This window comes from Jannaschia pagri, from assembly GCF_019655435.1.
Lineage (GTDB): Bacteria > Pseudomonadota > Alphaproteobacteria > Rhodobacterales > Rhodobacteraceae > Jannaschia > Jannaschia pagri.
Genome location: NZ_BPFH01000005.1, coordinates 206,885 through 232,891 on the forward strand (window position 1 = coordinate 206,885; position 26,007 = coordinate 232,891).

Sequence of the window (26,007 nt, forward strand, 5' to 3'; positions counted from 1 at the left end):
ACCGGAAAACACGTAGACGGCTTCCGAGGGCGGGCGTCGCGTCCGCTTTTCCGTGTGCGGTTACGAGAGGGCGGCGCGTGCGTAATCGTCTGCCGTGCGGGCATATTCTAGCTGGGTCAGCAGCTGTTTTTCCACGAGGTTCCAATCGGTTCCGGCGACAACTTCGATCAGCGGGACGGACGCCATTGCCAGTGCGATACGCTTTGTATGGTCGCGCCGTTCCGCCTCCGCTGCGCCTTTCATGCGGTGCCCGCTCCCGTGGTATTCAACCACGCACACGGGCCGCATCGCCCGGTCTGTGAGACAGAAGTCCACGCGTTTGCGGCTGATTGCGTTGAACCCGGCTTGCGACATGGACCGATCACCATGCCGTACCGTGACGATGGCGGACAGCGCCGTCTCACCATGGACGACCAGGCCGTTCTGATCCGCGAACATCCGCAACTGCCGACCAAGCGATGTCTGCGGCCTGGACATGAGCGGTCGCGCGGTCACCTCGCATTGCTTCAGCTTTTCAAGGCTGGCCTGCCGCGTCGGATCTAAGGTGGGCTGTTTCTCTGGACGCGCGTCCTGCTTCGGCGGTTGTGTCGCACGACGACGCGGAGCAGTCGCGGGTTTGCCCATGACGACAAGCCCGCAGAGGAGAATGCCGCACCCTATGATGACGAGGGGCACGAGATCCGTGAAGAGATGAGCCAAGTTACTGAGGTTCGGAAACAAAATCATATCAATCATGACCCGTCCTCTGCCGCGTGAATGGGGCGATTCTATGGGCCAGTCTGCTTCCGTATCGGTGGGATGCGACCATGGGGCACCGCCCCTTTGCATCCGACCAGACAGACCACTAGGCTGACCAAATGCGCGTCCCCACCCTGTCCTATGGCCAGCGCCTGCTGCTACTGGCATCTCTGCCGATGATCGTGACCGTTGCGGGCATCGCCGTCTTGGTGACCTTGCAGTCGGAGCGGGCCGCAAAGCGTGAAATCGCAGCGCTTGAAACGGCCATGATTGAGGCGAAGCGGCGGGAACTTCGCAACTACGTCCAGCTGGCGCGCACGTCCTTCATTACAATCTATGGGAATGCGGCGCCCGACGATCAGGCGGCTAAGCTGCGCGTCACGCAGATCCTCTCGGCCATGGTTTACGGCCAGGATGGCTTCTTTTTCGTCTACGACTATGAGGGCACCAATCTAGTGGCGCCCCGCCAGACCTGGCTGATTGGCCGCGATTGGTCAGGCTTGGAGGACAGCGATGGCGTGCCCGTTACGGATACCTTGATCGATTTGGCGCGCTCCGGCTCTGGTTATCACACCTATCAGTGGCGCAAGCCCACCACGGGCGAAGAGACCACGATCATGACCTATGTGACCGGCCTCCAGGACTGGCAGTGGGCGATTGGAACCGGGGTCTTTTTGGACGATGTGCTCGAACAGGCGGCTTTGGCCCGCGCGGATGTGCGCGACCAAGTGCGTACTCAGTTTCTGTGGATTGGAACCATCGCATTTGGCGCGTTGATGATCGTCTTCGCCAGCGGGCTGAGCATCACCGTGCGCGAACGCCGCTTGGCGGATGCCAAGCTCAAACAACTGGCCCAAAGGGTTCTGGATACCCAAGAAGAGGAGCGCGGGCGCGTGGCGCGGGAATTGCACGACGGGATCAGTCAGATCCTGGTCGGCATCCGCTACCGCCTGGAACTCGCGCGCCGTCTCACCGCTAAGGGGGACCCTAAGGCAGAAGGGGCCGTAGACGGCGCCATTGAGGGCCTGCAAGGCGCCATCGGTGAGGTGCGGCGCATTAGCCATGACTTGCGCCCTGGCGTGCTGGATGACCTGGGCCTGGGTCCGGCGCTCAAGTCCCTCTGCGAAGCCTTCGAGGCGCGCACGGGCTTGCCGGTGACGTTTCGGACCGTCGTCTTTCGCAACCGGTTGGATATTGAGGCCAAGACGGCGCTCTACCGCATTGCCCAGGAAGCCCTGACCAACATCGAACGTCATGCGGGGGCCAGTCGCGTGTCGGTCCAGGTCTTCGGCCATCGACGGGGCGCAACCCTGCGGGTGGAGGACGACGGCTGCGGCCTCGACCCCAGCAGCCAGGGCCTGGGCCTGCGCAATATGGCGGAACGGGTGGAGCAACTGGATGGCACGCTCCGCCTATTGCCGCATCCATCCGGTCGCGGCACCGTCGTCGAGGCTGAGGTGCCGCTGAGCCATCTTCTTGCCCCACAGACCGGCGATGCAGCGCTTTCCGCCGCAGAGTAGCCTTTGGTTCCCGCCCCAAAATGTGAAGGCGCCTTTGCGTCCGGGAACCCTTAATACACTGAATTGAAAATACTTTCTAAAGCCTTCGCTAAGCCCTGCACGCCTACGGTTCGTGTCGGAGGTGCGGCATGGCACAGGCGAAGACACCGACACTTGAGGGTGAAGTCATTTCCCCCGCCCTCTTTGGCGGAAACTTCTTAGCAGACCGTTATCCCCTGGGGACATCTGGCGGAATCGAATCCCAGATCGACGCCCTTGGGGTCACGGGCCTCCGCTACCCCGGTGGGTCTTTGACCGAGCGGTTGTTCGACATCCGAACCCCCGATGCGCCCCGCGTGACCAATGATGACGGATCGGAGCGGGAGTTCGTTCCCCTCTCGGATTTCCTGGACTACGCCGAGGCAGAGGGCCACGCGGTCACAATCGTCGTCCCGACCCGCGACAACCTGTCTGTCCGCACCGACGCGGCGGGCGACCGCTTCCCGGCCTTCTCGGAGACGGACCTGAGGGACTTCGTCCGTGATGTGGCCACGGGCGTCTACGGCGATGCCGAGATCGAAGCCTTTGAGATCGGAAACGAGTACTGGGGGTCGGGCGAAATGACCGCCGTCGAGTATGGACGCCTTGCCTCGCGAATGGCCGATATCATCGACGACGAACTCCTCGCCGTTAAACTAGAAACCGGCGAAGACCCCGGCATCGACGTCATCGTCCAGGCGGGCACGAACAACGCCTTCTCGAACCTGAGCGATGACTATGCAGGCCAACCGGTTGACGCCGTCTTGGACGCACTGAACGACCGCTTTGACGCCGATTTTCAAGCAGAGGACGTTGTCTTTTTCGGCGGCAAGATCAACTGGCGCGGCGTGAACGATGAACTCGTGCTCCGCGAATTCAGCGCCGATGAGCGTGAGGCCGTCGATGGCGTCGTCACCCATATCTATTCCAAGGAAAGCGTCTCGCCCGGTCAACGCGACTTCGGCCTGAAACAGGTGGAACGCGCCTGGGGGGAAGAGCTGCCTGGTGTCGACATCCATGTGACGGAATGGAACAAGTCGGCGTCGGACAGGCGCTTGGCCGACGATGAGGATTTTGGCCTCTATCAAGCGCACGAGATCCTCGACGTGATGGAAAGCATGATCACGGCGGGGGTGGATCAGGCCCATGTCTGGCCCCTGGTCCAAAACACCCGGAACGCCCTGGCCCCAGACGCCGCCGATGGAGCGCTGAGCCCGGCGGGCGAGATGTTCGCGATGATGTCATCCTCACTGCGCGGCAAGGCCCTTTTGGATTTTGCGCCTCAAGACCGCGACGTCACCGAAGTGCAGACCGGAGAGGCGGACATCCATGGCTTTTACGGCGACGGCGAGTTGGTTTTCTACCTCGCCTCAACCTCACCGAAGGTCGAAACCACGACGTTTGACCTGAGCGGTATGGTTGCCGGAGGGTCTGGCATTGTGTCGGCCAAGCTCCTTGGCGTCGCGGAAGGGGACCTGCCCGGCTCCACCGATGCGCGGGCTATGGTCGAGGATGTGCCGGCAGACGAGGTGTATGACAACGGGACCGTGGTCGCCACGCTCGCCCCTGGCGAAATCCTGGAACTGCGGATCGAGGATTTCGACCCGACAGCAGACTTTCGCACCTTGATGGATCAGGTGGACATGCCCGCCGATCTGCCGCCCCCCGACCCCCGACCGGAGCCGGTCGAAGACCCGGATGATCCGGCGGATGTGGGCCTCCCTGCCCTGCCCGCACCCGAAGAGGATCCAGATGACGACCAATCGGAGCCCCCAGCCGATGAAGACGGCGGAGCGGATGGCGGACTGTTTGAGTCCATGGGTGTCCTCCTCTTGCTGCTGCCAGTGCTGGCCCTCGCCGGTCTGGCGGGCTGACGCGCGGCTTGCAGCAACGGCGAACCTGCCGTATCGCGATCCCATGTGTAGCGATGGCCCTCCGAATGGGTTGCCAAACCCGATTCGCGTTCTGATCGTGGATGACCATGCAATGGTCGCCGAAGGCATTCGCGCCCTCCTGGAAACCTACGATGGTCTGGACGTGGTTGGTGTCCTTCGTGATGGGCAATCGGTTTTGGACCAATGCAGTGTTTTGGCCCCGGATGTGGTGCTGCTGGATCTGAACATGCCAGGGATCAACGGCCTGCAAGTCATTGAAATCTTGCGCGACCGCGAGCCCGATGTCGCCGTATTGGTGCTCTCCATGCATGACGCCCCGGAATATGTGGCAACCGCCATGCGCCATGGTGCGGCAGGCTATTGCCTCAAGGACCAACCCACAGACGAAATCCGCCGCGCCATAGACACCGTAATGTCCGGTGGGCGGTACCTATGCCCCGGCGCCGAAGAAGCGTTGGAGCCAAGCCTTGATGGGTCGGAGCCGCTGACGTCGCGGGAACAGACGATCCTGCTGCTCTTGGCGCAGGGGCGGTCGAACAAAGAAGTTGCCCACGAATTGGATATCTCCGTGCGCACCGTGGAGACTCACCGCAAGAACCTGAAACGGAAGCTGGGTATTTCGTCGACTGCTGGGCTGACGCGGTATGCGTTGGAACATGGCGTCTTGCAGGGGACTGGGCTGACCCGCTGACATGGGCCGTTGGTCTTTGACGGTGTAGAACCGCCGTCATTGACCGCGGCGGAGTGCCCACCATTTCCAAGATCAAATCGAGACGCCTACGACAGCCGCGAAGTTCGGTGGCCCTACACCTTCGGTCCCGGGCAACTCGGAAGGCCGAGACCGTCGGTCACCCCTGACCCATGATGATGCGCACATAATTCCGTGTTTCGCGGTACGGAGGAATGCCGCCATGGCGTTCGACCGCGCCGGGTCCGGCGTTGTAGGCGGCCAGTGCCAATCGCCAGCTGCCGAACTTGCGATACTGCTGCGCCAAATAGCGCGCCCCGCCTTCCAGGTTCTGCTTTGGATCCGCTGGGTTGACGCCAAGGGCGCGGGCCGTGCCCGGCATCAACTGCGCCAGCCCCATCGCCCCCTTGTGCGACTTCGCGGTCGGGTTCCAACCTGATTCCTGGCGCACGAGTCGCAGGAAGAGGTCTTCGGGAATGCCATGGCGTCGGGCGGCGACGCGGGCATCAGGCAGATATCGGGACCGCTGGGATCCGGTGTAGCGCGGAATGCGTTCTTCCTGCGCCAAGTTGGGACGCTCGCGCGTGAGCGGTACCAAGCGGTTGGAATGGGCGTATTGGCTGGACAGACGCCGGTCCATCAGGGCTGTTTGGTTTGAAAACGAGTCTAAGCGATTGCGCGACGACAACATCCCCTGAGCTTCCGCAACACCCCCCGTGACGAGCGCCGCCAGCGCCACGGACCATCCAAATCGATGCATCGACCACCCTCGACTGTCCAATGTCCAACCCGCGCCCCTGTTGCCGAGGCTTCGCGCGTTGCGCGGACGCTACCGAAAGTGGCGGCAATTTCCAACCCTGGCGTCACCTGCTCTGGCGAAGGCGGATCGGTGGCCTTAAAGGTTCGGTAACCATGCCGGGGCCAGACTCCGGCCAAGCACGACATCCAATGGGGGATCCATGGCCGGCAGCGTCAACAAAGTCATCATCATCGGCAACCTGGGCCGCGACCCAGAGGTGCGCACCTTTGGCAACGGTGGCAAGGTCTGCAACCTGCGCATCGCAACGTCTGAGACGTGGCGCGACAAGAACTCGGGCGAGCGGCGCGAAAAGACGGAATGGCACTCGGTCGCGATCTTCAACGAAGCGCTGGTGCGCCTGGCCGAGCAGTATTTGCGCAAAGGCTCCAAGGTGTATCTGGAGGGGCAGTTGGAGACGCGAAAGTGGCAGGATCAATCGGGCCAAGATCGCTATTCAACCGAAGTCGTCCTGCGCCCCTACAAGGGTGAAATGACCTTCCTCGACCGTGCAGGCGAAGGCGGCGGCGGCGGCGGTGGAGGCGGCGGCTATGGTGGGGGTGGCGGCGGCTACGACGACCGTGGCGGCCCATCCGGCGGGTACGGCGGCGGGTCCCAAGGTGGGGGCCAAGGCGGCGGATATGGCGGCCCGTCCGACATGGATGACGAGATCCCGTTCTGAGGACCGGGCCTACCCCACCAAAACACCTAGATCATCCAAACGCCCGAGCGCCCCTGGCGTCGGGCGTTTTGCTTGCCCTGTTGCCATGCCCGCCCTATCGCTTGTCGCCATGACGCAGCACATCACGCCCGCCCTTGCCGCCACGTTTCCCCCGCCCGTGATGGAGGCGCGTCGCTGGATCGAAGGGGCCGTTTTTCCGCCGGACCGCCCGCTTCTGAACCTCAGCCAGGCCGCCCCCGCCGATCCCCCGCCCGAGCCGCTGCGGCAGGCCATGGCCGAGATCGTGCTGACCGACACAAGCGCCCACCTCTATGGCCCCGTCTTAGGAATACCCGAACTCCGCGCCCGCGTCGCCAGCGATTGGAGCACGGCCTACGGTGGCCAAGTGCGGGCCGATCAGGTCGCCATCACCTCCGGCTGTAACCAAGCCTTTGCCGCGTCCTTGGCGACGCTCGCCAGCGCTGGCGATAATGTGATCCTGCCAATTCCTTACTACTTCAACCATAAGATGTGGTTGGACATGGCCGGGGTCGAAGCACGGTATCTCGACACGGACGACGGCCTGCTGCCTGACGCCGAAGACGCCGCTGCGCTGATCGACGACCGTACCCGGGCCATCGTTCTCGTGAGCCCAAACAATCCTGGTGGTGTGGAGTACCCTGCGTCCACCCTTGCCGCGTTCCGGGATCTGGCGCGCAGACGGGGCCTCGCCCTGATCGTGGATGAAACCTATCGCGATTTCGATGCCCGGGACGGGGCGCCCCATGATCTCTTCGCCGACCCGGACTGGGACGAGACGCTGATCCAGCTCTATTCCTTCTCCAAGGCCTATCGCCTGACCGGGCATCGGGTGGGTGCCATATGCGCGGCCCCTGCCCGCTTGGCGCAGGTGGAAAAATGGTTGGACACGGTCACGATTTGCCCCGCCGGACTGGGCCAGAGGGCTGCGCTGTGGGGGATGGAGAACCTCGGCGATTGGTTGGCCGGGGAACGGCAAGAAATCCTGGCACGGCGGGCAGCGATGGACGCCGGATTTGCCCAACTGGGCGATTGGCGGGTCCTTGGGTGCGGCGCCTATTTCGCCTACGTGGCCCATCCTTTCGACCGACCCTCGGACGACGTGGCCAAGGCACTGATTCAATCCGCATCCCTACTTGTCCTGCCCGGTACGATGTTCGGCCCCACGCGCGCGCAGGGTGGATCTGGGCGCGCCGAGGCGACCCTGCGCATCGCCTATGCCAATGCCGACCGCAGCGGGATCGAGGTTCTTTTCGACCGTCTGGCACAGGTGACTGCAAGCGGTCTGTGATCCGCTTGTCCCTGGTCGCGCGGGCGCCTATGCACAGGGGCGAAACCGCGGGAGGGGATGCCATGTCCGACGAGGCCAAGCCGAAGAAAAAGACCAATATTGTCGTCTGGGCCATCCTCGGGCTGTTGGTCCTGGCCCTGGGCGGATTCGGCGCTGGCCAATTTGGGGGCAGCCTGTCCACCGTTGCGACCGTCGGAGACCGGGAAATTACGGTCCAGGACTACGGCAATGCGCTCCAGGCGGAGCAACAGAGGCTCTCGCGCCAAACCGGGCAATCGCTGACCCTGCAACAAATGCGGATGTTCGGCTTGGACAGTCAAATCATGGAGCGTCTGCTCGCCACCGCCGCGCTGGAGGAAGAGGCCGGTCGCATGGGGCTATCGGTTGGCGACGCGGAGGTGGCAGAGCGTATTCGGGCCACGCCAGCCTTTGGTGGCATCACCGGGGGTTTTGACCGAGAGGCCTACGCCTTCGCCCTGCGCAGCGCGGGTCTGAACGAACGGCGGTTCGAAGCGCGGGTTCGCGATGAGGCCGCGCGGGAGCTGCTGCAAGCCGCCGTGATCGGCGGAGTTCAAGCGCCGGAGACTTACGTGGATAGGCTGATGGCTTGGCTCGGTGAGACGCGGGACGCCACCGTCGCCACCGTCACCGTTGAGGCCCTGCCCGCCGGTGCGGTTGCCGTCACCGAAGACCAACTGACGGCGTTCTATGACGAGAACGCCACAAGGTTTGAAACGCCCGAAACCCGCCGGATTACCTATGCCTGGGTGACGCCTAGCGACCTGATCGACCAGATGGACGTGCCCGAGGACAGGATCCAGGATCGCTATGACGACTTGGCGGCAGACTTCAACCGACCCGCCCGCGTCCTGGCGGAGCGCCTGAACTACCTCGACCCCGAGGCCGCAGCCACCGCACGCGCGGCCATCGATGCCGGAGAAACGGATTTCGATACGCTGGTCGCGGATCGGGGGCTAACGCTCGATGATGTGGATGCGGGTGAAATCGCCGCCGATGACGTGCCCGTCGCCGTTGCGGAGGCACTTTTTGGTCTTGAGGAACCGGGCATCGTAGGCCCCATCGAGACCGGCCTGGGCGCCGCTCTCTTTCGGGTGAATGCCATCCTCGACGCCACAATCGTGCCTTTGGAAGAGGTGCGGGAGGACATCGTCGCCTCCCTCGCCCGCGACGCGGCCCGCCGGGACATCGACGCCGCACGGGAGGACATCGACGATCTGCTCGCCGGTGGCGCCACGCTGGAAGAAGTCGCAGACGAGACCGACATGATCTTGGGCACCGCCGAGGTTTTCGCCGGGGCATCCGGCGGCCCCCTGGACTATGACGCCTTTCGGGCCGCGGCGCTGGCCGTAGAAGAAGGCGACTTTCCTGAGTTGGAAAGTCTGTCCGATGGCGGGCTCTTTGCCCTGCGCCTGGACGGGATCGACGCCCCCGTCACACCGCCCTTGGACGAGATCAGGGACAGAGTGGAAGAGGCCTGGCAGGCCGATGACACCGCGCGCCGCCTGGCCGATTTGGCACAAACGCTCGCCGACCGGATCGACGCCGGGGACACCTTCGAAGACGTGGGCCTGACGCCAGATAGCTTAACGGGGATCACGCGGGACGGCACCGTTGAGGGCCTGCCCCGGCGCCTGATTTCGGAGCTGTTTGAGCTAGATAACGGGCAAGTTCTCTCCCAACGGGGTGACGCCCAAACCGCGTTCGTCGTGCGATTGGACGCCGTCAACGCCGTCGATCCCGAGGCTGAGGATACCCAGGAACTGCGCACTGCGTTGGAAACCCAGACCCGGGCAGATGTGGCAGCCGACGTCTTTGATGCCTATGGCCGTGCGGTCCAGGCCCAGATCGGGTTCAGCATTGATCAAGGCGCGGTCCAAGCCGTTCAAAGCCAGCTCCTCGGCGGCGCCCACGGGGGCATGTGAGACATGATCGAACCGAGTTTTGCGGACTTCGAAGCACCGTTCGACACGGGCCAGAACCAAGTGCTTTGGACCCGGCTGCCCGCCGATTTGGACACGCCCGTGTCATTGATGCTCAAACTGGCGGAGGCACAGCCGTTCTCCTTTGTCCTCGAATCCGTCACAGGCGGCGAGGTCCGGGGGCGCTACTCGATTGTTGGCATGAAGCCGGATCTGATTTGGGAATGCCGTGGTGAGACCAGCCGCGTGAACCGCGCGGCCCGCTACGATCCCGATGCGTGGCATGATGCGGGGGCGCCGCTGGACGCGATCCGGGCGCTTCTGGACGAAAGCCGGATTGATCTGCCCGAAGACCTGCCTGCGGCCTCCGCCGGATTGTTCGGATACCTGGGCTACGACATGATCCGCCTGGTGGAGCATCTGCCGAACGTGAACCCGGATACGCTGGATCTGCCGGATGCCGTTCTCATGCGTCCCTCGGTCGTCGCCGTCTTGGATGGGGTAAAGGGCGAAGTGACCCTGGTCGCGCCCGTTTGGGCCGCATCGGGTGCCACTGCCCGGGCCGCCTATGCCCAAGCCGCGGAGCGTCTGCAGGACGCGCTGGCCGCGCTGAGCCGAGCCATTCCCGAACCGCGCGACATGGCCGAGCCCTTCGATCTGCCGGAGCCTAACTGCAACTTCACGCGCGACGGCTATGAGGCCGCAGTGGAGACCGCGCGGGACTACATCGCTGCGGGCGACATCTTTCAGGTCGTGCCATCGCAACGCTGGACCTATGATTTCCCCCTGCCCCCATTTGCCTTGTATCGCGCCCTACGCCGCACGAACCCATCCCCGTTCATGTTCCACTTCGACTTGGGCGACTTTCAGGTCATCGGCGCCAGCCCAGAAATCCTCGTCCGCGTGTTCGGAGACGAAGTCACCATCCGCCCCATCGCGGGCACACGCCCCCGTGGTGCCACGCCCGAGGAAGATCGCGCCCTTGAGGCCGATCTCATGGCAGACGAAAAGGAATTGGCCGAGCACCTCATGTTGCTCGACTTGGGCCGAAACGACGTGGCCCGCGTGTCAAAACCTGGGTCAGTGCGCCCTACCGAAAAGTTCATCGTCGAACGCTACAGCCACGTGATGCACATCGTGTCCAACGTGGTGGGCGAGTTGTCAGAGGACCAGGACGCCCTGTCGGCCTTGCTGGCGGGTTTACCTGCGGGGACTGTCTCGGGGGCGCCAAAGGTGCGCGCCATGGAGATCATCGATGAGTTGGAGCCTGAGAAGCGCGGTGTCTATGGCGGCGGCGTCGGGTATTTCAGCGCGGGCGGTGATATGGATATGTGCATCGCATTGCGGACGGGCGTGGTAAAGGACGGGAAACTCTACGTTCAGGCGGGGGGCGGTGTCGTCCATGACAGCGACCCAGCCGCAGAGTGGCAGGAAACCGTGAACAAATCTCGCGCCCTGAAGAAAGCAGCCGAAGAAGCCGGCAGGTTCATCCGGCGCGGCAATCGATAAGGTGGACGCCTGGCGTTTGGCGCGCGCCTGCATATTTTTGGAACATCAAAAGAGGGGGCGCGCGCGTTAACCTTAACGCTGCATGCGTGTCCGTTTGGTAGCAACGGCTTTCACTGGAACGGCGCGTTGGCTTCTAACGAACACACGGACGGTCCGCCACGGCGTTGCGTTACGCGCCCGTCGGACGTTTCAAGCGGTTCAACACACGATCCAGACCGACCTTGAACAAGGCCCGATCCCGCTGACTATAGGGCGCGGGGCCAGAGGACTGGCCCCCGCTTTGCCCCATCATGCCAGGTCGAAGTTCCGCCATGAGGTCACGGGTTGCGACGGTATCGCCGATGCTCGTCTCGGTGAATTCTTGACCACGTGGATCCAAGGCAGCCCCCCCTGCCTTGAGGACGCGTTCCGCCAAGAGAATATCTGCCGTCACCGTGACCGTTCCCGGTTGCGCGACCTCTGCGATGGCATCGTCGGCCGCATCGAACCCATCGCCCGCCACAAACAGACGGACCAATGGATGCTCGGGCAGCCGCAGATAACTTCCAGCCACGAAAATCGCCTGAACATCGTAGCGGATGGCAATATCGATGATTTCAGCCTTCACGGGGCACGCGTCGGCATCGATGAGGATCATTGAAAATGCTCCGGTGCAAAGGGGACGGTATGCGGACCTTCGGTCGTCTGCACGCGGAGTGCATCATCCAGCGTGACATCCGTGACGGTCAGCGCCTCAGGGATCCGTAAGATCGCGTGGGGAATGACATGGCGTCCCGGCGGGAGCGCCAGCGGCACGTGATCTTCGGACAAGTCTGTTGCGCCAGAGAGCGCAGCCGCGAACCCATCCGCACCCGCGCAGATCGCGTCTTCGATCCCCAGCACGCCCCCATGACATCCGTTCCAGGGGGATGATTGACGGCCGCCGTTGGACATCCACAGGCAGGTGAGCGGCAGTTGCTCGGAGCGCTTGAGCAGGAGGAGTGTATCCCCCTCCCCATGGCGACGCAGCGCGGTCCAGGCCAGACCGGGACGATGGACAATCGCAAGGAAGTCTTCGCACGTCTGATCGGGGTATTGACGCCAAGGCCGAGGGCCCGCCGAGGTCTCCAAAACGTCACCGGATGTCACCTGCCCCGGATGGTACAGGGCATGACCCTCAGCGGTCGGGGCCGCGAAGGTCCGCACACACTTTAGGGGGCCGGTCGACACCTCCCCGCCCGCAGCAAGACGAAACATTGGGTGATGGGCAAACGTACAGGGTTGGGCCAAGTCCAACGTATGGGTCTGATACAGCACCGGGTGTCCGGGCCGAAGGGCGATCTGAGCGCGGATTGACCCCCGCGGGACCGCAAGGGTGGCCGTCAGAGCCTGGGGGGAGGTCGCGGTCACATGCCAGCGATTGTTTGCGGGTGCGCCATGGGGCGGGCCATGGTCCACATCATCCAAGCCAAATGGCGCACAGACAAAGGTCCCGCCCAAGCGTCTGTCGACCCATGGTATCGCAGTATCCGATTGGATGTCGGGCTCGGCCCGCCAAGGGGCGGTGTGCAGGACCTGAACCCCGTCGATGACAAGGCCGGGCAGATGGCCACCGTTTGGATCGAAGGTCGCGCGAATGCCTTTTGCGGCGAGTTGGATCATCACAACGCGGCCAGACCTGCCGTCAGCACCATCGCATCGCTCCCCAAACAGATCACCCGGGCGCCCGCTCCCTGCCAGCGGTGAGGCTCGGCGCCAAAGATGCCCGGGGCCGTTCCTGTCGCTGCGATCCGTTCAATCGCCTGCTCCAGCAGTGCGATGACCTCGGGGGCGTCCGGACGCGTACCCATATCCCACGCCAAGTCTGCTGGCCCCAGAAACACACAATCCACACCCGGTACGGCGCAGATCGCCTCAAGGTTCTCCAGCGCCAAGCGGCTTTCTGCCTGCACCCAGACGGACACTTCACCGTTCGCGCGTTCGAGGTAGTCGGCATCCCGTCCCCACCTACCGGCCCGCGCGACCATGGCGCCAACACCGCGACGGCCCTCGGGCGGATACCGGCAGGCGGCGACCGCTGCGGTGGCCTGCTCGGGCGTGTTCACCATGGGGATCAGGACGGTCTTCGCCCCAAGATCCAAGGTTTGTTTGATCACCCAGTCTTCTGCTACGGGCACGCGCACCACAGCTTCGGGGGCCGCAATCAAGCGGGCGCGAATGTCGGACGGGTCCCAGGCCCCATGTTCCCCGTCGATAACAAGCCAATCGAAGTCTGCATTTCGGGCGATCTCAGCTGCCTCTGGACCTGGCAGGTTTTGCCAGATCCCCCAGAGGGTGTGTTGGGCGAGCAAACGATCTTTGAGTGCGTTCATGGCGTCTCGTTGCCATGGCGATGGGGGCACGGGCAAGCGGCCTGACCTCTGACTCGCGCACTTGGCGCCCAAACCACTGTGCGAAAAGTCGCACAGTGGGACGCCGGGTCAGGCGCCGACGCACCTAGCCCATTGAAATACCTTGGTAGATCGCCCTCACGCGAGTTCCCTTTTGACGTGGCAAGTCGGGCTGCTACGCTTTGATGACGACGCGGGGATGGGAGCCCCGCGCACAGGGAGAACGAATATGAAATACTTGACCACGGCGCCTGTCGCCGCCTTGACCCTTGCCTTTGCAACCGAGGCCATGGCGACGGAGTGGAACGTCTCCGTTTGGGGCAAGCGCCGCGCCTTTACCGAACATATCGAGAAGCTTGCGGAACTGGTTGCCGAACGCTCTGGCGGCGAATTCACGATGAACGTCAGCTACGGTGGGTTGTCGAAGAACCGCGAGAACCTCGACGGGATTTCCATCGGAGCCTTCGAGATGGCGCAGTTCTGCGCGGGCTACCACCGCGATAAGAACCGGGCGATCACCGTTCTGGAACTGCCCTTTCTCGGCGTTCAAACCCTGGAGCAAGAGGTGGCGGTCGCAAACACGGTTTATGCCCACCCCGCCGTGACCGAAGAAATGGCCCAGTGGAACGCTCGGATCCTGATGACCAGCCCGATGCCGCAGTACAACATCGTTGGCACCGGAGAGCCGCGCGCCACCGTGGACAGCTTCGACGGCATGCGTGTGCGCGCCACGGGCGGCATCGGTGCCATGTTCGAGAGCGTTGGCGCCGTGCCGACCTCCGTCACCGCGACCGAGGCCTATAACGCCATGGAATCTGGTGTGGTCGACACCGTGGCCTTTGCCCAGCATGCTCACCTAAGCTTCCGCACCATCGATATCGCCGATTGGTGGACTGAAAACCTGAACCCGGGCACGGTGAATTGCCCCGTCGTCGTCAATACCGATGCGCTGGAGGCCCTGTCTGACGAGCATCGCGCGATCCTGGATGCGGCCGTCACCGAGAGCATTGACTATTACCTCACGAACTACGCCGAATTGCTTGAGGGTTGGGAGGCGACCCTGTCAGAGAAGGGCGTCCAAAAGGTGACCGTCGATGCCGCGGAAATCGCGAAGCTGGCCGAAGGCGCCCAGCCCATCCACCAAGCCTGGATTGAGCAAGCCAACGCCGATGGGCTGCCAGGGCAGGAACTCTATGACCTGGCCGTGCAAGCCGTCGCCGACAACGCCCCTGAGTGAGGGCAAAAGTCTTCGCTGAAGACTTTTGGAAAGACTTTTCACGGAAAAGTCTTGCACCGTCCCGTGTTTGCGGGGCGGTCCGCTTTGACCGAAAGGGCCTGCAATGGCGACCATGTCCTCTGTCTTGACCGATGACAGCAGTCTGTCCCGTCTGGACCGCGCGCTGCTGCGGGTGGAGAGCGCTTTGAACCTTGCCTCTGGCGTGGTGATCTTCGCCCTGGTGGGCCTTGCGATCTACAACGTCCTTGCTCGAAAGCTGCTGAATGCGCCCGTGCCGGGATACGTTGATTGGACCGAGCAGTTTATGGCCGTCTTCGCCTTTCTGGGTCTAGCCTATGTCCAGCGAGAGGGCGGGCACATCCGCATGGATCTCGTCGTTGGCAAGCTACGGGGGCGCTTGCTTTGGCTGTTCGAATGGCTGTCAGTCGTCTTCATGTTGATCGTGACCACGGCCCTCATCTACGGCACGTGGTTCCATTTCGATCGCTCCTTCGATTGGGGCGCACCGAATTTTTCGACCGATAGTTCCATCGACATTTCCCTGCCGCTCTGGCCTGCCAAACTGGCGGTGCCGGTTGCCCTGTCGATCCTGTGGTTGCGGCTTGCACTCCAAATCTGGGCCTACGGGCGCGGCCTGCGGCGGGGCGGCGACCGGATCGTGGCGGTCCCCTTGCCCGAAGACCCGGCTGAGCAAGCCAACAAAGAAGCGGCGACCGTCGCGGGGGCCGACTGACATGGACCAGTTCATCGATATGAAGGCGCTGCTAGACGGCGTCTCTATTTTCAATGTCTCGCTTTGGCTGTCTGGCCTGTTGCTCGTCCTCGTGCTGATCGGCGTGCGGGTGGCCTTTGCGGCGGCGTTTATCGGGTTCATCGGTCTCTGCGCGTTTTTCATGCAGAAACAGGGGTTCGACAGGGGTCTCGTGACGGCGGCCAAGTTGACCGGTCAGATCCCCCACTCAAAATCGACGACCTACGCCCTATCGCTTATCCCAACCTTCATCCTGATTGGGTATCTGGCCTATTACGCAGGTCTCACGCGGTACCTGTTTGAGGCCGCGAAGCGGTGGATCGGCTGGACACCAGGGGGCCTGGGCGTCGCGACGGTCTTTGCGACAGCAGGCTTTGCGGCAGTCTCGGGCGCATCGGTCGCCACATCCGCGGTCTTTGCCCGCATCGCGATCCCGGAGATGCTGCGCCTGGGCTATGATAAACGCTTTGCCGCCGGTGTTGTTGCGGCGGGCGGAACCTTGGCGTCGCTTATCCCGCCCTCCGCGATCCTTGTGATCTACGCGATCATCGTCGAGGAATCCGTCGGCAAGCTGTTGCTGGCGGGCTTTCTGCCCGGCCTGGTGTCAGCCCTGATTTACGCGGCTTTGGTGATGGGCCTGGCGCGCCTGCGCCCCTCTCTCGGGCCAGCGGTGGGCGGCTACACTTGGGGTCAACGCTTTGCGAGCCTGCCCGGGGCGATGCCCATCCTACTCGTGGTCTTCATCATCGTCTATTCGATCTACTTCGGCTGGGCGACGCCAACGGAGGCTGGCGCCCTGGGCGCAGGCGTTGTCCTGACCATGGCCATTTGGAAGGGCATGCGCTGGCAGCAACTCAAGGGTGCCTTGATGGAGGCCGCAAAGCTGACCGTCATGATCTTCGCCATGATCTGGGGCGTTCTGATCTATGTCCGTTTCCTGGGTTTTGCCCGCCTTCCCGATGCTTTCGCGGAGTTCATCACGGGGCTCGACATGGGTCCCTACCAAATCCTGCTGATGATCTTGTTGGTCTATGTGGTGTTGGGCATGTTCATGGATGCCATCGGGATGCTGATCCTGACCCTGCCGATCACCTTTCCCGCCGTTATGGCGCTGAACGGGGCCGAGGCGGGAGGCGTTGGCGCGCTTGGCATGACGAACCAAGAGGCGGCGATTTGGTTCGGGATCATCGTGGTGAAGATGGCGGAGCTCTGTTTGATTACGCCGCCCATTGGCCTGAACTGTTTCGTGGTGGCGGGCGTCGCGCAGGATGCAAAGATGGAGATCTCCGTCCAAGACGTGTTTCGGGGTGCCTCACCGTTCTTTGTGGCGGACGTGGCCACCGTGGCCGTTCTGATCGCCTTTCCGGGCATCGTGCTCTGGCTGCCGGGGCTACTGGGGTGAACGGCGGATTGGGCCAACGGCCGAGCGAAAGGTTTAGGGGACCTTTCGAGGTGCGAACGGGCGGACCTCCGTAGGCTTCAAGTCCAAGGGTCGCACCCAGGCTAGACGCGTTAAGAACGCACGACCTCGCGAAGCATCCTTAAGCCCCCATGACCTGAGCCAATGCCGGATGGGGAAAGCGGCGTCGCAAGGTCACCGCATAAAACGGGACCCGAACCCCGAGATCGAATGGCGCGGTGACGATCCGACCTGAGGCGATTTCGTCGGCCAAGACCACCGACGGCGCCACGGCCAACCCCGCCCCGTCCCGCGCCAGAAGGCGGATCATGGCCATATCATCCACATCGGCGACCACGCGCGGGGCGACGCCCAAACGGGCAAAGACACCCTCCACTTGGGTTCGGATCGCCGTATCGGTCGGCAGGATCAGGGGTTGAGCCGATAGAAGTCCAGCCAAATCTCCTTGGATGACGCGGTCAGGCACGCCATGCAGCCCAACGACCTGTTCGTCGATGCGGGTCGCGGTCAACCCCTCCGCCTCTGGCAATTCCGTCGTCAGCACCACGTCCAGAGATAGTGCCTGGAGGTCTGCGAGAAGCCGCTCTGTCCCGCCGGAGCGTAGCACAACCTCGATGTCGCTCTCCAAGACCGGGCGTAGGAATCGCAGCTGAAAGTTGCGCGAGAGCGTCGATTGCGCCCCGACCCGCAAGGGCAACCCGCCACCGGCCCCTGCCAGACTGGCCAGCAATTCCTCCCCCGCACCAAAGATCCGGTCGGCATGATCGAGCGCGATGCGCCCCGCCTCCGTCAGGACGAGTCGTCGGCCCGCGCGCTCAAACAAGTCATGGCCAAGGCGCGCCTCCAACTGTTTGATCTGTATGGACAGCGCTGATTGAGACAGGTTCAGCCGCTCGGCCGCACGACCAAGGTGACCCTCCGTCGCGACAGCGTGGAAGTAGCGCAGGTGGTGGTAGTTCAGCGGACTCATACTTTTATTTTATAGAACAATAATACGAGAAAGATATATTTTCTATTTCAGCGCCGTCTCCCTATCTCCGCTGCAACACCGGATTGGAGAGATATCATGGACATCATCGCGGGCATCGCCGCCACGCTTCTGGATCAGCTTCAAAAACCCACCCTCGCCTTCCTGATTGGTGGCATGTTGCTCGCCTCGCTTGGCAGCAAGTTTGAGGTGCCGGAGCCGGTCTATAAGTTCATCGTTATCCTCCTGCTGCTCAAAGTCGGGCTGGGCGCCGGTATCTCGGTGCGCGAGGCGGAGCTTTCGGAGTTGGTCTTGCCCGCCCTGCTGGCGGCGGGCGTAGGTATCGGCATCGTTGTCTTGGGGGCGGTGACATTGGCGAAGCTGCGCGGGGTGTCCCAGACCGACGGGCTCGCCACCGCGGGTCTGTTTGGGGCGGTGTCGGCCTCGACGCTGGCGGCAGGCATGGCCGTCCTGGACGACGAGGGGATCGCGTATGAGGGCTTCATCGGCGCGCTCTATCCCTTCATGGATGTGGCGGCCCTGGTCACGGCCATCGTGTTGGCACGGCTTGCCATGGCGCGGCGGACGACGCCCGTAGGCGGCGGCACGATGGCACTGGGTGGCGGTCAGGCGCCGCGCCTGGACAAAGGCCTGTTGCGCGGCATCCTTGTGGATACCTTGCGCAGCCCGGCCATCTCAGCCCTGCTCGTCGGTCTGGCCATTGGGCTGTTTGCCGACCCTGCCTCTGTCTACGGCAGCTTTTATGAACCGCTGTTCCGGGGGCTGTTGTCCGTCCTGATGTTGATCATGGGGATTGAGGCCTGGTCCCGTCTGTCGGAGCTGCGGCGGGTCGCCCATGCCTATGTGGCCTATGGCCTGCTGGCGCCCTTGGTTCACGGCGCGCTCGGGTTCGGTGCCGGAGTGATCGCGCACCATATGACCGGCTTTAGCGAAGGTGGGATCGTGCTTCTGGCCGTGATGGCCGCGTCATCCTCCGACATTTCGGGCCCGCCGACCATGCGCGGCGCTCTGCCCGAGGCGAACCCGTCGGCCTATGTCGGCACCTCCACGGGCTTGGGCACGCCGGTCGCGATCTTGTCCATTCCTTTGTGGATTGCCCTCGCTGCACAGGTCGTGGGCGGAGGAGCCTAACAACAATCGTGCCGGACCGCGCCATCCACGCGGTCCGGTCATCTTTTACAGGGACCGACCGGCCCGGAAGACGGGATCCCAATGCTCAGACGTCGAGCACAGCGTGGAACGGGGGACATCCCCATCGCGGAGCGCGCGTTCCGCGGCGCGCTTACCAATATAGGCAAAGGCCATGACAAACCCGAAGGTGGTCAGGGAAAGCAGTCCAATCAGCGTAGCCATCGTCTTGTCCTTTCCATTTTGTCAAAAAGGGTCGCAACACGAGCGTGCCGCGTGACCCAGACCTTGGCACCTGCTAAATTTGTCCAATTTTTTCAGTAGTATACATGCGCATACGGGTGGAAAGTCGTGTGAAATCGTTCAGTTACGGGCCATCGCGGCACGCTGCCGCACCCGGTCTAGGTTAGCCCACCAGCAGCATGACCACCCCAAAATACACCAAAATCCCGATCCAGCCGTAGGTGGCAGCGACGAAGGCGCCCGCCAGCAAAGCGCCTAGCGCCATACCAACCAGCGCCGCTTGGCGCCCCACTGGCAATGATGCCAAACGCGCCTCAAGGGACATCTGGTCCTGACCCGGCCAGAGCCGCGCGACCATGCCGACGGCAACGGATCGACACAACCGTCCAAGGCGAGTGACTGCGGGTTCTTCGGCCATGACAGGACCCTAGACACCCCTCTCGCCAGAGGCCAGCCCACCCGCACCCGCGCAACAAATGGAAATATCTGCCAGAGACGAGGAAATAATCTCCGCAGCCTGTTGACCCTGCCCCGCGCATCAGTATGGATAGCGCCAGATGTAAGGGACACGCAGATGGCGACGCTTCTCGTAATCGTAGGACAAGGGTGCATGGGCTGAGAGATCGGCAACCATAACGGTAACCATGCGCCCCCCGGAGTTCCCCTCCGGGGGGTTTTTCGTAGAAGCGGCGGTAAGGGAGACAGACGAATGAGCAAGCAAATGACCGGCGCACAGATGGTCGTCAAAGCCCTGAAGGATCAGGGTGTCGATACCGTCTTTGGGTATCCCGGCGGGGCCGTCCTGCCGATCTATGACGAGATCTTTCAGCAAAACGACATCCGTCACTTCCTGGTGCGCCACGAACAGGCCGCCGTCCACGCCGCCGAGGGCTATGCCCGGTCGACCGGTAAGCCCGGCGTGGCTTTGGTCACGTCCGGCCCCGGGGCAACGAATGCGGTCACGGGCCTGACCGATGCTCTGATGGATTCGATCCCGATTGTCGTGCTGACCGGTCAGGTGCCTACCTTCATGATTGGCTCTGACGCCTTTCAAGAGGCTGACACGGTCGGTATCACGCGCCCCTGCACCAAGCATAACTGGCTGGTGAAAGAGACCGACGACCTGCCCAAGGTCCTGCATGAGGCGTTCCACGTCGCGACCAGCGGTCGGCCCGGCCCGGTCCTGATCGACATCCCGAAGGACATTCAATTTGCGTCCGGCCAGTATACCAGCCCCAAACAGGCCCAAACCTCCCACTACCAGCCGCGCCTGAAAGGCGACCCCGAGGCGATTGAGCAGCTGGTCGAGGCCATGGAGACGGCGGAGCGCCCGATCTTCTACACCGGCGGCGGTGTCATCAACTCGGGCCCCGCGGCCAGCCAACTGCTGCGCGAATTCGTCGAGGCCACGGGCTTCCCGATCACCTCGACCCTGATGGGTCTGGGTGCCTATCCGGCGTCGGGTAGCAAATGGCTGGGGATGCTGGGGATGCACGGCCTCTATGAGGCGAACATGGCGATGCACGGCTGTGATCTGATGATCAACGTCGGCGCGCGCTTCGACGACCGGATAACGGGGCGGCTGGATGCCTTCAGCCCCAAGTCGATCAAGGCCCATATCGACATTGACCCCAGCAGCATCAACAAGGTGGTCAAGGCCGATATCCCGATCCTGGGCGACGTGGGTCACGTGCTGGAAGACGCCCTGCGGATGTGGAAGGCGCGTGGCCGCAAGACCAACGCGACCGCCGTCCAGAAGTGGTGGGCGCAGATCGAACAATGGAAGACCGTCGACTGTCTGTCCTTCCAGCAGGAAGGCAAGGTCATCCGGCCCCAGCACGCCGTCGCGCGGCTAGAGGCGCTGACCAAGGGGCACGACCGCTACATCACCACCGAAGTGGGTCAGCACCAGATGTGGGCCGCGCAATACATGGGGTTCGAGGACCCGAACCGCTGGATGACTTCGGGCGGTCTGGGCACCATGGGCTATGGCCAGCCCGCCGCCATGGGCGTGCAGGTGGCGCACCCGGACAGCCTGGTCATCAACGTGGCCGGTGAGGCGTCCTGGCTGATGAACATGCAAGAGATGGGCACGATGGTGCAGTACCGCCTGCCGGTGAAGCAGTTCATCCTCAACAACGAACGCCTGGGCATGGTCCGCCAGTGGCAGGAGTTGCTGCATGGTGAGCGGTATAGCGAAAGCTGGTCCGAAGCCCTGCCCGACTTCGTCAAACTGGCCGAGGCCTTTGGGGCCAAGGGGATTCTCTGCTCGGACCCAGATGACCTGGACGATGCGATCATGGAGATGATCAACCACGACGGCCCGGTCATCTTCGATTGCCTGGTGACCAAGCACGAAAACTGCTTCCCCATGATCCCGTCGGGCAAGGCCCATAACGAGATGCTGCTGGGCGAGGCCGAAACCCAGGGCGTGATCGACGCCAAGGGGAGTGTTCTGGTGTGAGGGTGATCCTGGCGCTGCTGGCTAGTCTAGCCATGACGGCGTGTACGCTCCCTGCGATCTCACCTGAGCGGGCGCAAATTGAGGAGTGGGAAGCGGGTATGTCAGCGCGCTTTCCCGATGCGGCAACGCTTCGGTCCTTCTTGGCAGGGAAGACGTATCGCATATTCGGGTCGCGCCACGGAAATCAGGTCGAGTACTTTCATCAAAACGGGCGGGCGTACCTTTGGTACCCCGGCAACCGGTCTGCAGTCCCATCCCTTTGGACGGTAAGAGAGCGCGAAGATGTTCGACCTGGCCCAGGTAAACTCGAGATTTGCTTCCTCTACGGACCCAGGAGTTATAACCCCGTGACGAGGCGATCTGGAGGTCAATGGGAATGTGAAAGAGCCATTTTCATGATGTCCAAAATCATAGAGATCGTTCCGGGCGACATCTTCGGTTTGGCGTCAGGGTCCATACCCTCCACCTTACCAAAGACCCCGGAACGGTCGCTCGCGCAACTCGCAGGCAGACCGGTCGCACCAACGCTCCTTCCATCGGCGCCGGCAATTCGGAAAGTGTATCGGATCGAAATGCGGCAAAGCATCGAGCGGTCAGCTAGACGAGCCAGAAATTCCAGTCGGTAGTCTGGTCAAGACAACGGCACCCAAAGACATCCATCTTCAAGGACTTTCAGAAATGTCCCCCCTCAAAATCAAAAAAGGCTCCAACAGCCATTCCGCTTACAACCTCCGGCCCACGTTTTCGGACGTGCAGGAACGGCATACACTCGCCGTGATCGTCGATAACGAGGCGGGCGTCCTGGCTCGGGTGATCGGCCTGTTCTCGGGGCGCGGCTACAACATTGAGAGCCTCACCGTGGCCGAGGTCGACCATGAGGGCCACCGTAGCCGCATCACCGTCGTGACGACCGGCACGCCCCAGGTCATTGAGCAGATCAAAGCCCAATTGGGCCGGATCGTGCCTGTCCACGAGGTCCATGACCTGACCGTCGAGGGCAAACCGGTGGAGCGGGAGTTGGCCCTGTTCAAGGTCGCGGGCAAAGGCGACCAGCGGATCGAAGCGCTTCGCCTCGCTGAAATCTTCCGTGCCAACGTGGTCGATTCGACGCTCGACAGTTTCGTCTTCGAGATCACTGGCGACGTCGGCAAGATCGACGCCTTTGCTGACCTGATGCGCCCCATCGGCCTGGTAGAGATGGCACGCACCGGGGTCGCCGCCCTGTCGCGCGGTGCCGAGTGACAGACTGGACGACTGGACGGCCCCCATCCCACACGCCGTCCAATCCCGGCTACAACAGATCGACGGTTTCGGTGAAATCGGTCTGGCGACCGTCGGCATCATACGTCCAATCGCGCCGGTCCCAAGCGTATCGGTCTGACCGATCCTCGGCCACGCGCGACAGGACAACACCGTCGTCATAGGTCGTGGTAAAGACCACGCCGCTGTCATAGGTGACGACGGATTGGGTTAAATCGCCATCGGCATCCCAAGACATCACCTTGCTTTGCCAGCGGAAAAGATCCCGCGTATCCGTCACCTCCTGGCGTGAACGACCACCCGTCTCGTCATAATCGGATACTGTCACGATACCATCGTCATCCCGGCGCTCCGTTCGAGAAAATTCCCCGTCGGCATTGAATTCATAGCGCCAGGAAGACCAATCGTATCGGTCACCCGCATCGTCCTCAACGCGCACCGTTCGATTGCCATCGACAAAGGTCGTCTGGATTATCCGCGAGTCTGCCATGGTCAAGATCTGCCGTGTGACCATACCCTCCGTATCATAGACTAAACCTCGGGACACCCATGGATATGTCCCATCGCCATCCACTTCGAAGGTCCTCGTCTGCGTACCATCTACGGAAATGGACCAGAACGTATCCCCGTTGTCTTGCCGTTCAAACGCGTAGACGACCGTCGAGCCTTGGAACCAATTGAAGATCTCTTCTGGCGGAAGGTACTCGAACATATTCCGACCCACTGCACCCGTCCTGGGATTAATGTCCCAAAGGTCAAGCAGATCGGGGCCAACCGTCAAAACCAGCTTTTCTTCCCAGGCATAAACATCACCAGCGTCGCGCTGTTTGGTTAAATGCACGCCCTCGGCAAAATCCGTCCTTTCAAGGTCCACCAAGCCATTGTCGTAGACGATCTCGCGGGCCACGGCGGTCTCACCATCATAGAAGAACGCCCAGGACGTCCAGGGCGCGACATCACCGTGATCATGGGTAATCCTCTCTTGGAGATGACCTTCCGCATCATAAGTCACGACCCGCTCCAGCAGGGAATCTTCTAGCCGGATCGTGGCCTTCAAGACACCGGGCGCCTGGTAGTAGATGTCCCGTGACAACCAGGGCTCCACATCTGAAGCATCCGTAAGTCGCCGCCGCACAATATCCGGGCCATAGGACGTCCAAACCGTATCCGTAGTGCCATCGTCATAGAGCGTGACCTGGCCGACTTGGTTTCCTTCGCTTGCAAGATACGTCCATCGCTTCGCCCATGGGGCGTCTCCGTCGTCGATTTCGGACAAAACCTGTTCCACGTAATTGAACGTGGGCCACACGCTGGGATCGCCGCCATGGTTTGGAACAAAAGTCTCTGACACTTGCAGACCTGTATCAGGGTCGTAGGTAAGCGTTGCCGTACCAGTCTCAAATCCTTCGCTTCCAGAGAAGCGAGCCTCGTTATCTAGTGTCCGGCTGACCACCACCTGACCGCGGACAGTCGTGACAATCGAACGCCCGTCCAACAGGGTCCTAAACTGAATATCCATTCCTACGAACCTTAACAAAATGAGTATGTTACCCCTATCTTGAAACACCTGGGCGTGATTGAGGCGAGATCTGGACCGGTGCATGACTCGTGACGGGGCCATGGGGCGACCGCGCGTGTCGCTATGGGACAAGACGGTCAGGGTCCGGGCGAGGCAGCCTTTCTCAAAATCATCACCGACCGGAGGTCCGCCATGAAAGACATCGATGCTTTGATCGCCGTGCGGCACCCAATCGGTCGGGCCAGCGGTCTGCCGAATGCCCATTATATGGACGTCAGCACCTTTGCCGAGGAATCCCAGGCTCTGTTGCTTGGGCAATGGGCGGGCTTGGGGGTTGCGGCACAGGTCCCCTGCCCCGGAGATGCCGTGCCGATCACCTTCGCCGGTGTGCCGCTCTTTTTGCTGAGGGACCGCGACGGAGACGTCCGGGTGTTCCAAAATGTCTGCCGCCATCGCGGGATGATCCTGGTGTCGGAGCCTACGAGGATTGAGGGCGCGATCCGCTGCCCCTACCACTCCTGGTGCTATTCCACTCAAGGACGACTCGTCGCAACGCCCCATGTGGGCGGGCCGGGGCGAAACAGCGACCCGAAGTTGGATACATCGGATTTGGGACTGATCGAGGTGCGCAGCCATATCTGGCGAGACGTGGTGTTTGTGAACATCGACGGCACGGCCCCGCCCTTTGAGCGTGCCAACGCTGAGGTGATAGCCCGTTGGGCGGAGTTTGACGCACCTCTCCATCACGACGGTCGGGCGTTTTCGCTGGACATTGCCTGCAACTGGAAGCTGGCGGTCGAGAACTACTGCGAAAGCTATCACTTGCCCTGGGTGCATCCCGGTCTGAACGCCTACTCGCGCCTAGAGGATCATTATCCGATCGAAGGTCGCGGCCACGCTGGCCAGGGGACGGAGGTCTATCGCCAGTTGACGGACGGCCCAAAGCGGTTCCCGGATTTCCCCGGTTTGGCGCCAAAGTGGGACACAGCGGCCGAATACATCGCCGTCTTTCCAAACGTCTTGCTCGGCACGCACCGCGACCATGCCTTTGCGATTGTGCTTCATCCCGATGGCCCGTCGAGGACTCAGGAGCACATCCACATCTACTACGCGACGGAGCAGGCCGAGCCCGACCTGGCGGATCGCAACAGCGCGCAGTGGCGCGGCGTTTTCGAAGAGGATGTCTTCGTGGTCGAAGGAATGCAAAAGGGACGCGCGGCGCCCGGGTTCGACGGAGGACGGTTTAGCCCGGCCATGGATGGGCCAACCCATGCGTTTCACATGTGGGTCGCACAATGCCTTGGGGCCTAAATACCGCCCAGACGGCAGAGATCGAAGCCGGATTGCTGCGCGCCCACGCCCATGGGGACACCCGGACGTTGGTTTCCCTTTACACGGAGGCCGCGACGGAGGCGCCGCCGGACGCCGCCGCGTTTTTGCTGACCCAAGCCTGGGTCTACGCGCTCAGCGCAGGGGATCCGCGCGCCAAAACGCTCTCCGAGACGCTCGCCGCCATGGGGCGTGCTTGAGCCA

At 62.4% G+C, this 26,007-nt stretch carries 24 protein-coding genes; 15 read left to right on the forward strand and 9 right to left on the reverse strand.

Features of this window, described 5'->3' with window-relative positions; all coding sequences use genetic code 11:
• Positions 1-60: 60 nt before the first annotated feature.
• Complete coding sequence (locus K5R33_RS14110; protein ID WP_220749705.1) at positions 61-735, reverse strand: DUF2726 domain-containing protein; 675 nt, start codon at positions 733-735, stop codon at positions 61-63.
• 122 nt (positions 736-857) lie between these two features.
• Here K5R33_RS14110 and K5R33_RS14115 point away from each other — a divergent pair, with 122 nt between their 5' ends.
• The 3 genes from K5R33_RS14115 to K5R33_RS14125 all read left to right on the forward strand — a co-directional run bounded on the left by K5R33_RS14115 (position 858) and on the right by K5R33_RS14125 (position 4,862).
• Entirely contained in the window at positions 858-2,258 is a 1,401-nt protein-coding gene (locus tag K5R33_RS14115; RefSeq protein WP_220749706.1) for a cache domain-containing protein, read from the forward strand.
• A gap of 128 nt (positions 2,259-2,386) precedes the next feature.
• The gene (locus K5R33_RS14120) at positions 2,387-4,150 is read left to right on the forward strand and encodes a hypothetical protein (RefSeq protein WP_220749707.1); all 1,764 of its coding nucleotides are present in this window, start codon (positions 2,387-2,389) and stop codon (positions 4,148-4,150) included.
• 43 nt (positions 4,151-4,193) lie between these two features.
• Positions 4,194-4,862 carry a response regulator gene (locus tag K5R33_RS14125; RefSeq protein ID WP_220749708.1) on the forward strand — a complete coding sequence of 223 codons (669 nt, stop codon included), beginning with the start codon at positions 4,194-4,196 and terminating at the stop codon, positions 4,860-4,862.
• A gap of 157 nt (positions 4,863-5,019) precedes the next feature.
• Here K5R33_RS14125 and K5R33_RS14130 read toward each other — a convergent pair whose 3' ends face one another.
• Complete coding sequence (locus K5R33_RS14130; RefSeq protein WP_220749709.1) at positions 5,020-5,619, reverse strand: lytic transglycosylase domain-containing protein; 600 nt, start codon at positions 5,617-5,619, stop codon at positions 5,020-5,022.
• A 199-nt stretch (positions 5,620-5,818) separates the two neighbouring features.
• On the opposite strand from K5R33_RS14130, the gene ssb reads away from it, so the two are divergent.
• From ssb to trpE, 4 genes are all read left to right on the forward strand, one after another.
• Positions 5,819-6,337 (forward strand): single-stranded DNA-binding protein, encoded by a 519-nt coding sequence (gene ssb, locus K5R33_RS14135; protein ID WP_220749710.1) that lies wholly within the window; start codon positions 5,819-5,821, stop codon positions 6,335-6,337.
• A 109-nt stretch (positions 6,338-6,446) separates the two neighbouring features.
• Positions 6,447-7,646: an aminotransferase gene (locus K5R33_RS14140; protein WP_220749711.1), complete on the forward strand. Its 1,200-nt coding sequence runs from the start codon at positions 6,447-6,449 to the stop codon at positions 7,644-7,646.
• A 62-nt stretch (positions 7,647-7,708) separates the two neighbouring features.
• A complete protein-coding gene (locus tag K5R33_RS14145) occupies positions 7,709-9,589 on the forward strand; it encodes a SurA N-terminal domain-containing protein (RefSeq protein WP_220749712.1) in 1,881 nt (626 codons plus the stop codon).
• A 3-nt stretch (positions 9,590-9,592) separates the two neighbouring features.
• Positions 9,593-11,095 carry an anthranilate synthase component I gene (gene trpE, locus K5R33_RS14150; RefSeq protein ID WP_220749713.1) on the forward strand — a complete coding sequence of 501 codons (1,503 nt, stop codon included), beginning with the start codon at positions 9,593-9,595 and terminating at the stop codon, positions 11,093-11,095.
• Between the two features lie 169 nt (positions 11,096-11,264).
• Here the strand turns inward: trpE and K5R33_RS14155 are convergent, their stop codons facing one another.
• The 3 genes from K5R33_RS14155 to K5R33_RS14165 are packed head-to-tail and all read right to left on the reverse strand — an operon-like array spanning position 11,265 to position 13,446.
• Positions 11,265-11,732, reverse strand: a complete 468-nt coding sequence (locus K5R33_RS14155) for a YaiI/YqxD family protein (RefSeq protein ID WP_220749714.1) — start codon at positions 11,730-11,732, stop codon at positions 11,265-11,267.
• Positions 11,729-12,736: a hypothetical protein gene (locus K5R33_RS14160; protein WP_220749715.1), complete on the reverse strand. Its 1,008-nt coding sequence runs from the start codon at positions 12,734-12,736 to the stop codon at positions 11,729-11,731. The genes K5R33_RS14155 and K5R33_RS14160 overlap by 4 nt, the downstream gene beginning before the upstream one ends.
• On the reverse strand, positions 12,736-13,446 hold the full coding sequence (locus K5R33_RS14165) for an HpcH/HpaI aldolase family protein (RefSeq protein WP_220749716.1): 711 nt from the start codon (positions 13,444-13,446) through the stop codon (positions 12,736-12,738). Before K5R33_RS14165 ends, K5R33_RS14160 begins: the two co-directional genes overlap by 1 nt.
• Positions 13,447-13,693: 247 nt before the next feature.
• Here K5R33_RS14165 and K5R33_RS14170 point away from each other — a divergent pair, with 247 nt between their 5' ends.
• The 3 genes from K5R33_RS14170 to K5R33_RS14180 all read left to right on the forward strand — a co-directional run bounded on the left by K5R33_RS14170 (position 13,694) and on the right by K5R33_RS14180 (position 16,854).
• Complete coding sequence (locus K5R33_RS14170; RefSeq protein WP_220749717.1) at positions 13,694-14,701, forward strand: C4-dicarboxylate TRAP transporter substrate-binding protein; 1,008 nt, start codon at positions 13,694-13,696, stop codon at positions 14,699-14,701.
• A 103-nt stretch (positions 14,702-14,804) separates the two neighbouring features.
• Positions 14,805-15,434, forward strand: coding sequence for a TRAP transporter small permease subunit (locus K5R33_RS14175; protein WP_220749718.1), 630 nt, complete (start codon positions 14,805-14,807; stop codon positions 15,432-15,434).
• 1 nt (position 15,435) lies between these two features.
• Positions 15,436-16,854: a TRAP transporter large permease gene (locus tag K5R33_RS14180; RefSeq protein WP_255576437.1), complete on the forward strand. Its 1,419-nt coding sequence runs from the start codon at positions 15,436-15,438 to the stop codon at positions 16,852-16,854.
• Positions 16,855-16,993: 139 nt separating this feature from the next.
• Here K5R33_RS14180 and K5R33_RS14185 read toward each other — a convergent pair whose 3' ends face one another.
• Positions 16,994-17,842 (reverse strand): LysR family transcriptional regulator, encoded by an 849-nt coding sequence (locus tag K5R33_RS14185; RefSeq protein WP_220749719.1) that lies wholly within the window; start codon positions 17,840-17,842, stop codon positions 16,994-16,996.
• 96 nt (positions 17,843-17,938) lie between these two features.
• Here K5R33_RS14185 and K5R33_RS14190 point away from each other — a divergent pair, with 96 nt between their 5' ends.
• Complete coding sequence (locus K5R33_RS14190; protein ID WP_220749720.1) at positions 17,939-18,991, forward strand: sodium-dependent bicarbonate transport family permease; 1,053 nt, start codon at positions 17,939-17,941, stop codon at positions 18,989-18,991.
• Positions 18,992-19,036: 45 nt separating this feature from the next.
• Here K5R33_RS14190 and K5R33_RS14195 read toward each other — a convergent pair whose 3' ends face one another.
• Both K5R33_RS14195 and K5R33_RS14200 read right to left on the reverse strand, forming a co-directional pair.
• Positions 19,037-19,213 carry a hypothetical protein gene (locus K5R33_RS14195; protein ID WP_220749721.1) on the reverse strand — a complete coding sequence of 59 codons (177 nt, stop codon included), beginning with the start codon at positions 19,211-19,213 and terminating at the stop codon, positions 19,037-19,039.
• A 181-nt stretch (positions 19,214-19,394) separates the two neighbouring features.
• Positions 19,395-19,649 (reverse strand): hypothetical protein, encoded by a 255-nt coding sequence (locus K5R33_RS14200; RefSeq protein ID WP_220749722.1) that lies wholly within the window; start codon positions 19,647-19,649, stop codon positions 19,395-19,397.
• Positions 19,650-19,940: 291 nt separating this feature from the next.
• Here K5R33_RS14200 and K5R33_RS14205 point away from each other — a divergent pair, with 291 nt between their 5' ends.
• Positions 19,941-21,695, forward strand: a complete 1,755-nt coding sequence (locus K5R33_RS14205; RefSeq protein ID WP_220749723.1) for an acetolactate synthase 3 large subunit — start codon at positions 19,941-19,943, stop codon at positions 21,693-21,695.
• Positions 21,696-22,373: 678 nt separating this feature from the next.
• Positions 22,374-22,937, forward strand: coding sequence for an acetolactate synthase small subunit (gene ilvN, locus K5R33_RS14210; protein ID WP_220749724.1), 564 nt, complete (start codon positions 22,374-22,376; stop codon positions 22,935-22,937).
• 49 nt (positions 22,938-22,986) lie between these two features.
• Here the strand turns inward: ilvN and K5R33_RS14215 are convergent, their stop codons facing one another.
• The gene (locus K5R33_RS14215) at positions 22,987-24,474 is read right to left on the reverse strand and encodes a hypothetical protein (RefSeq protein WP_220749725.1); all 1,488 of its coding nucleotides are present in this window, start codon (positions 24,472-24,474) and stop codon (positions 22,987-22,989) included.
• 192 nt (positions 24,475-24,666) lie between these two features.
• Here K5R33_RS14215 and K5R33_RS14220 point away from each other — a divergent pair, with 192 nt between their 5' ends.
• The gene (locus tag K5R33_RS14220) at positions 24,667-25,785 is read left to right on the forward strand and encodes an aromatic ring-hydroxylating oxygenase subunit alpha (protein WP_220749726.1); all 1,119 of its coding nucleotides are present in this window, start codon (positions 24,667-24,669) and stop codon (positions 25,783-25,785) included.
• Positions 25,770-26,003, forward strand: a complete 234-nt coding sequence (locus K5R33_RS14225; protein ID WP_220749727.1) for a hypothetical protein — start codon at positions 25,770-25,772, stop codon at positions 26,001-26,003. The genes K5R33_RS14220 and K5R33_RS14225 overlap by 16 nt, the downstream gene beginning before the upstream one ends.
• Positions 26,004-26,007 lie beyond the last annotated feature (4 nt).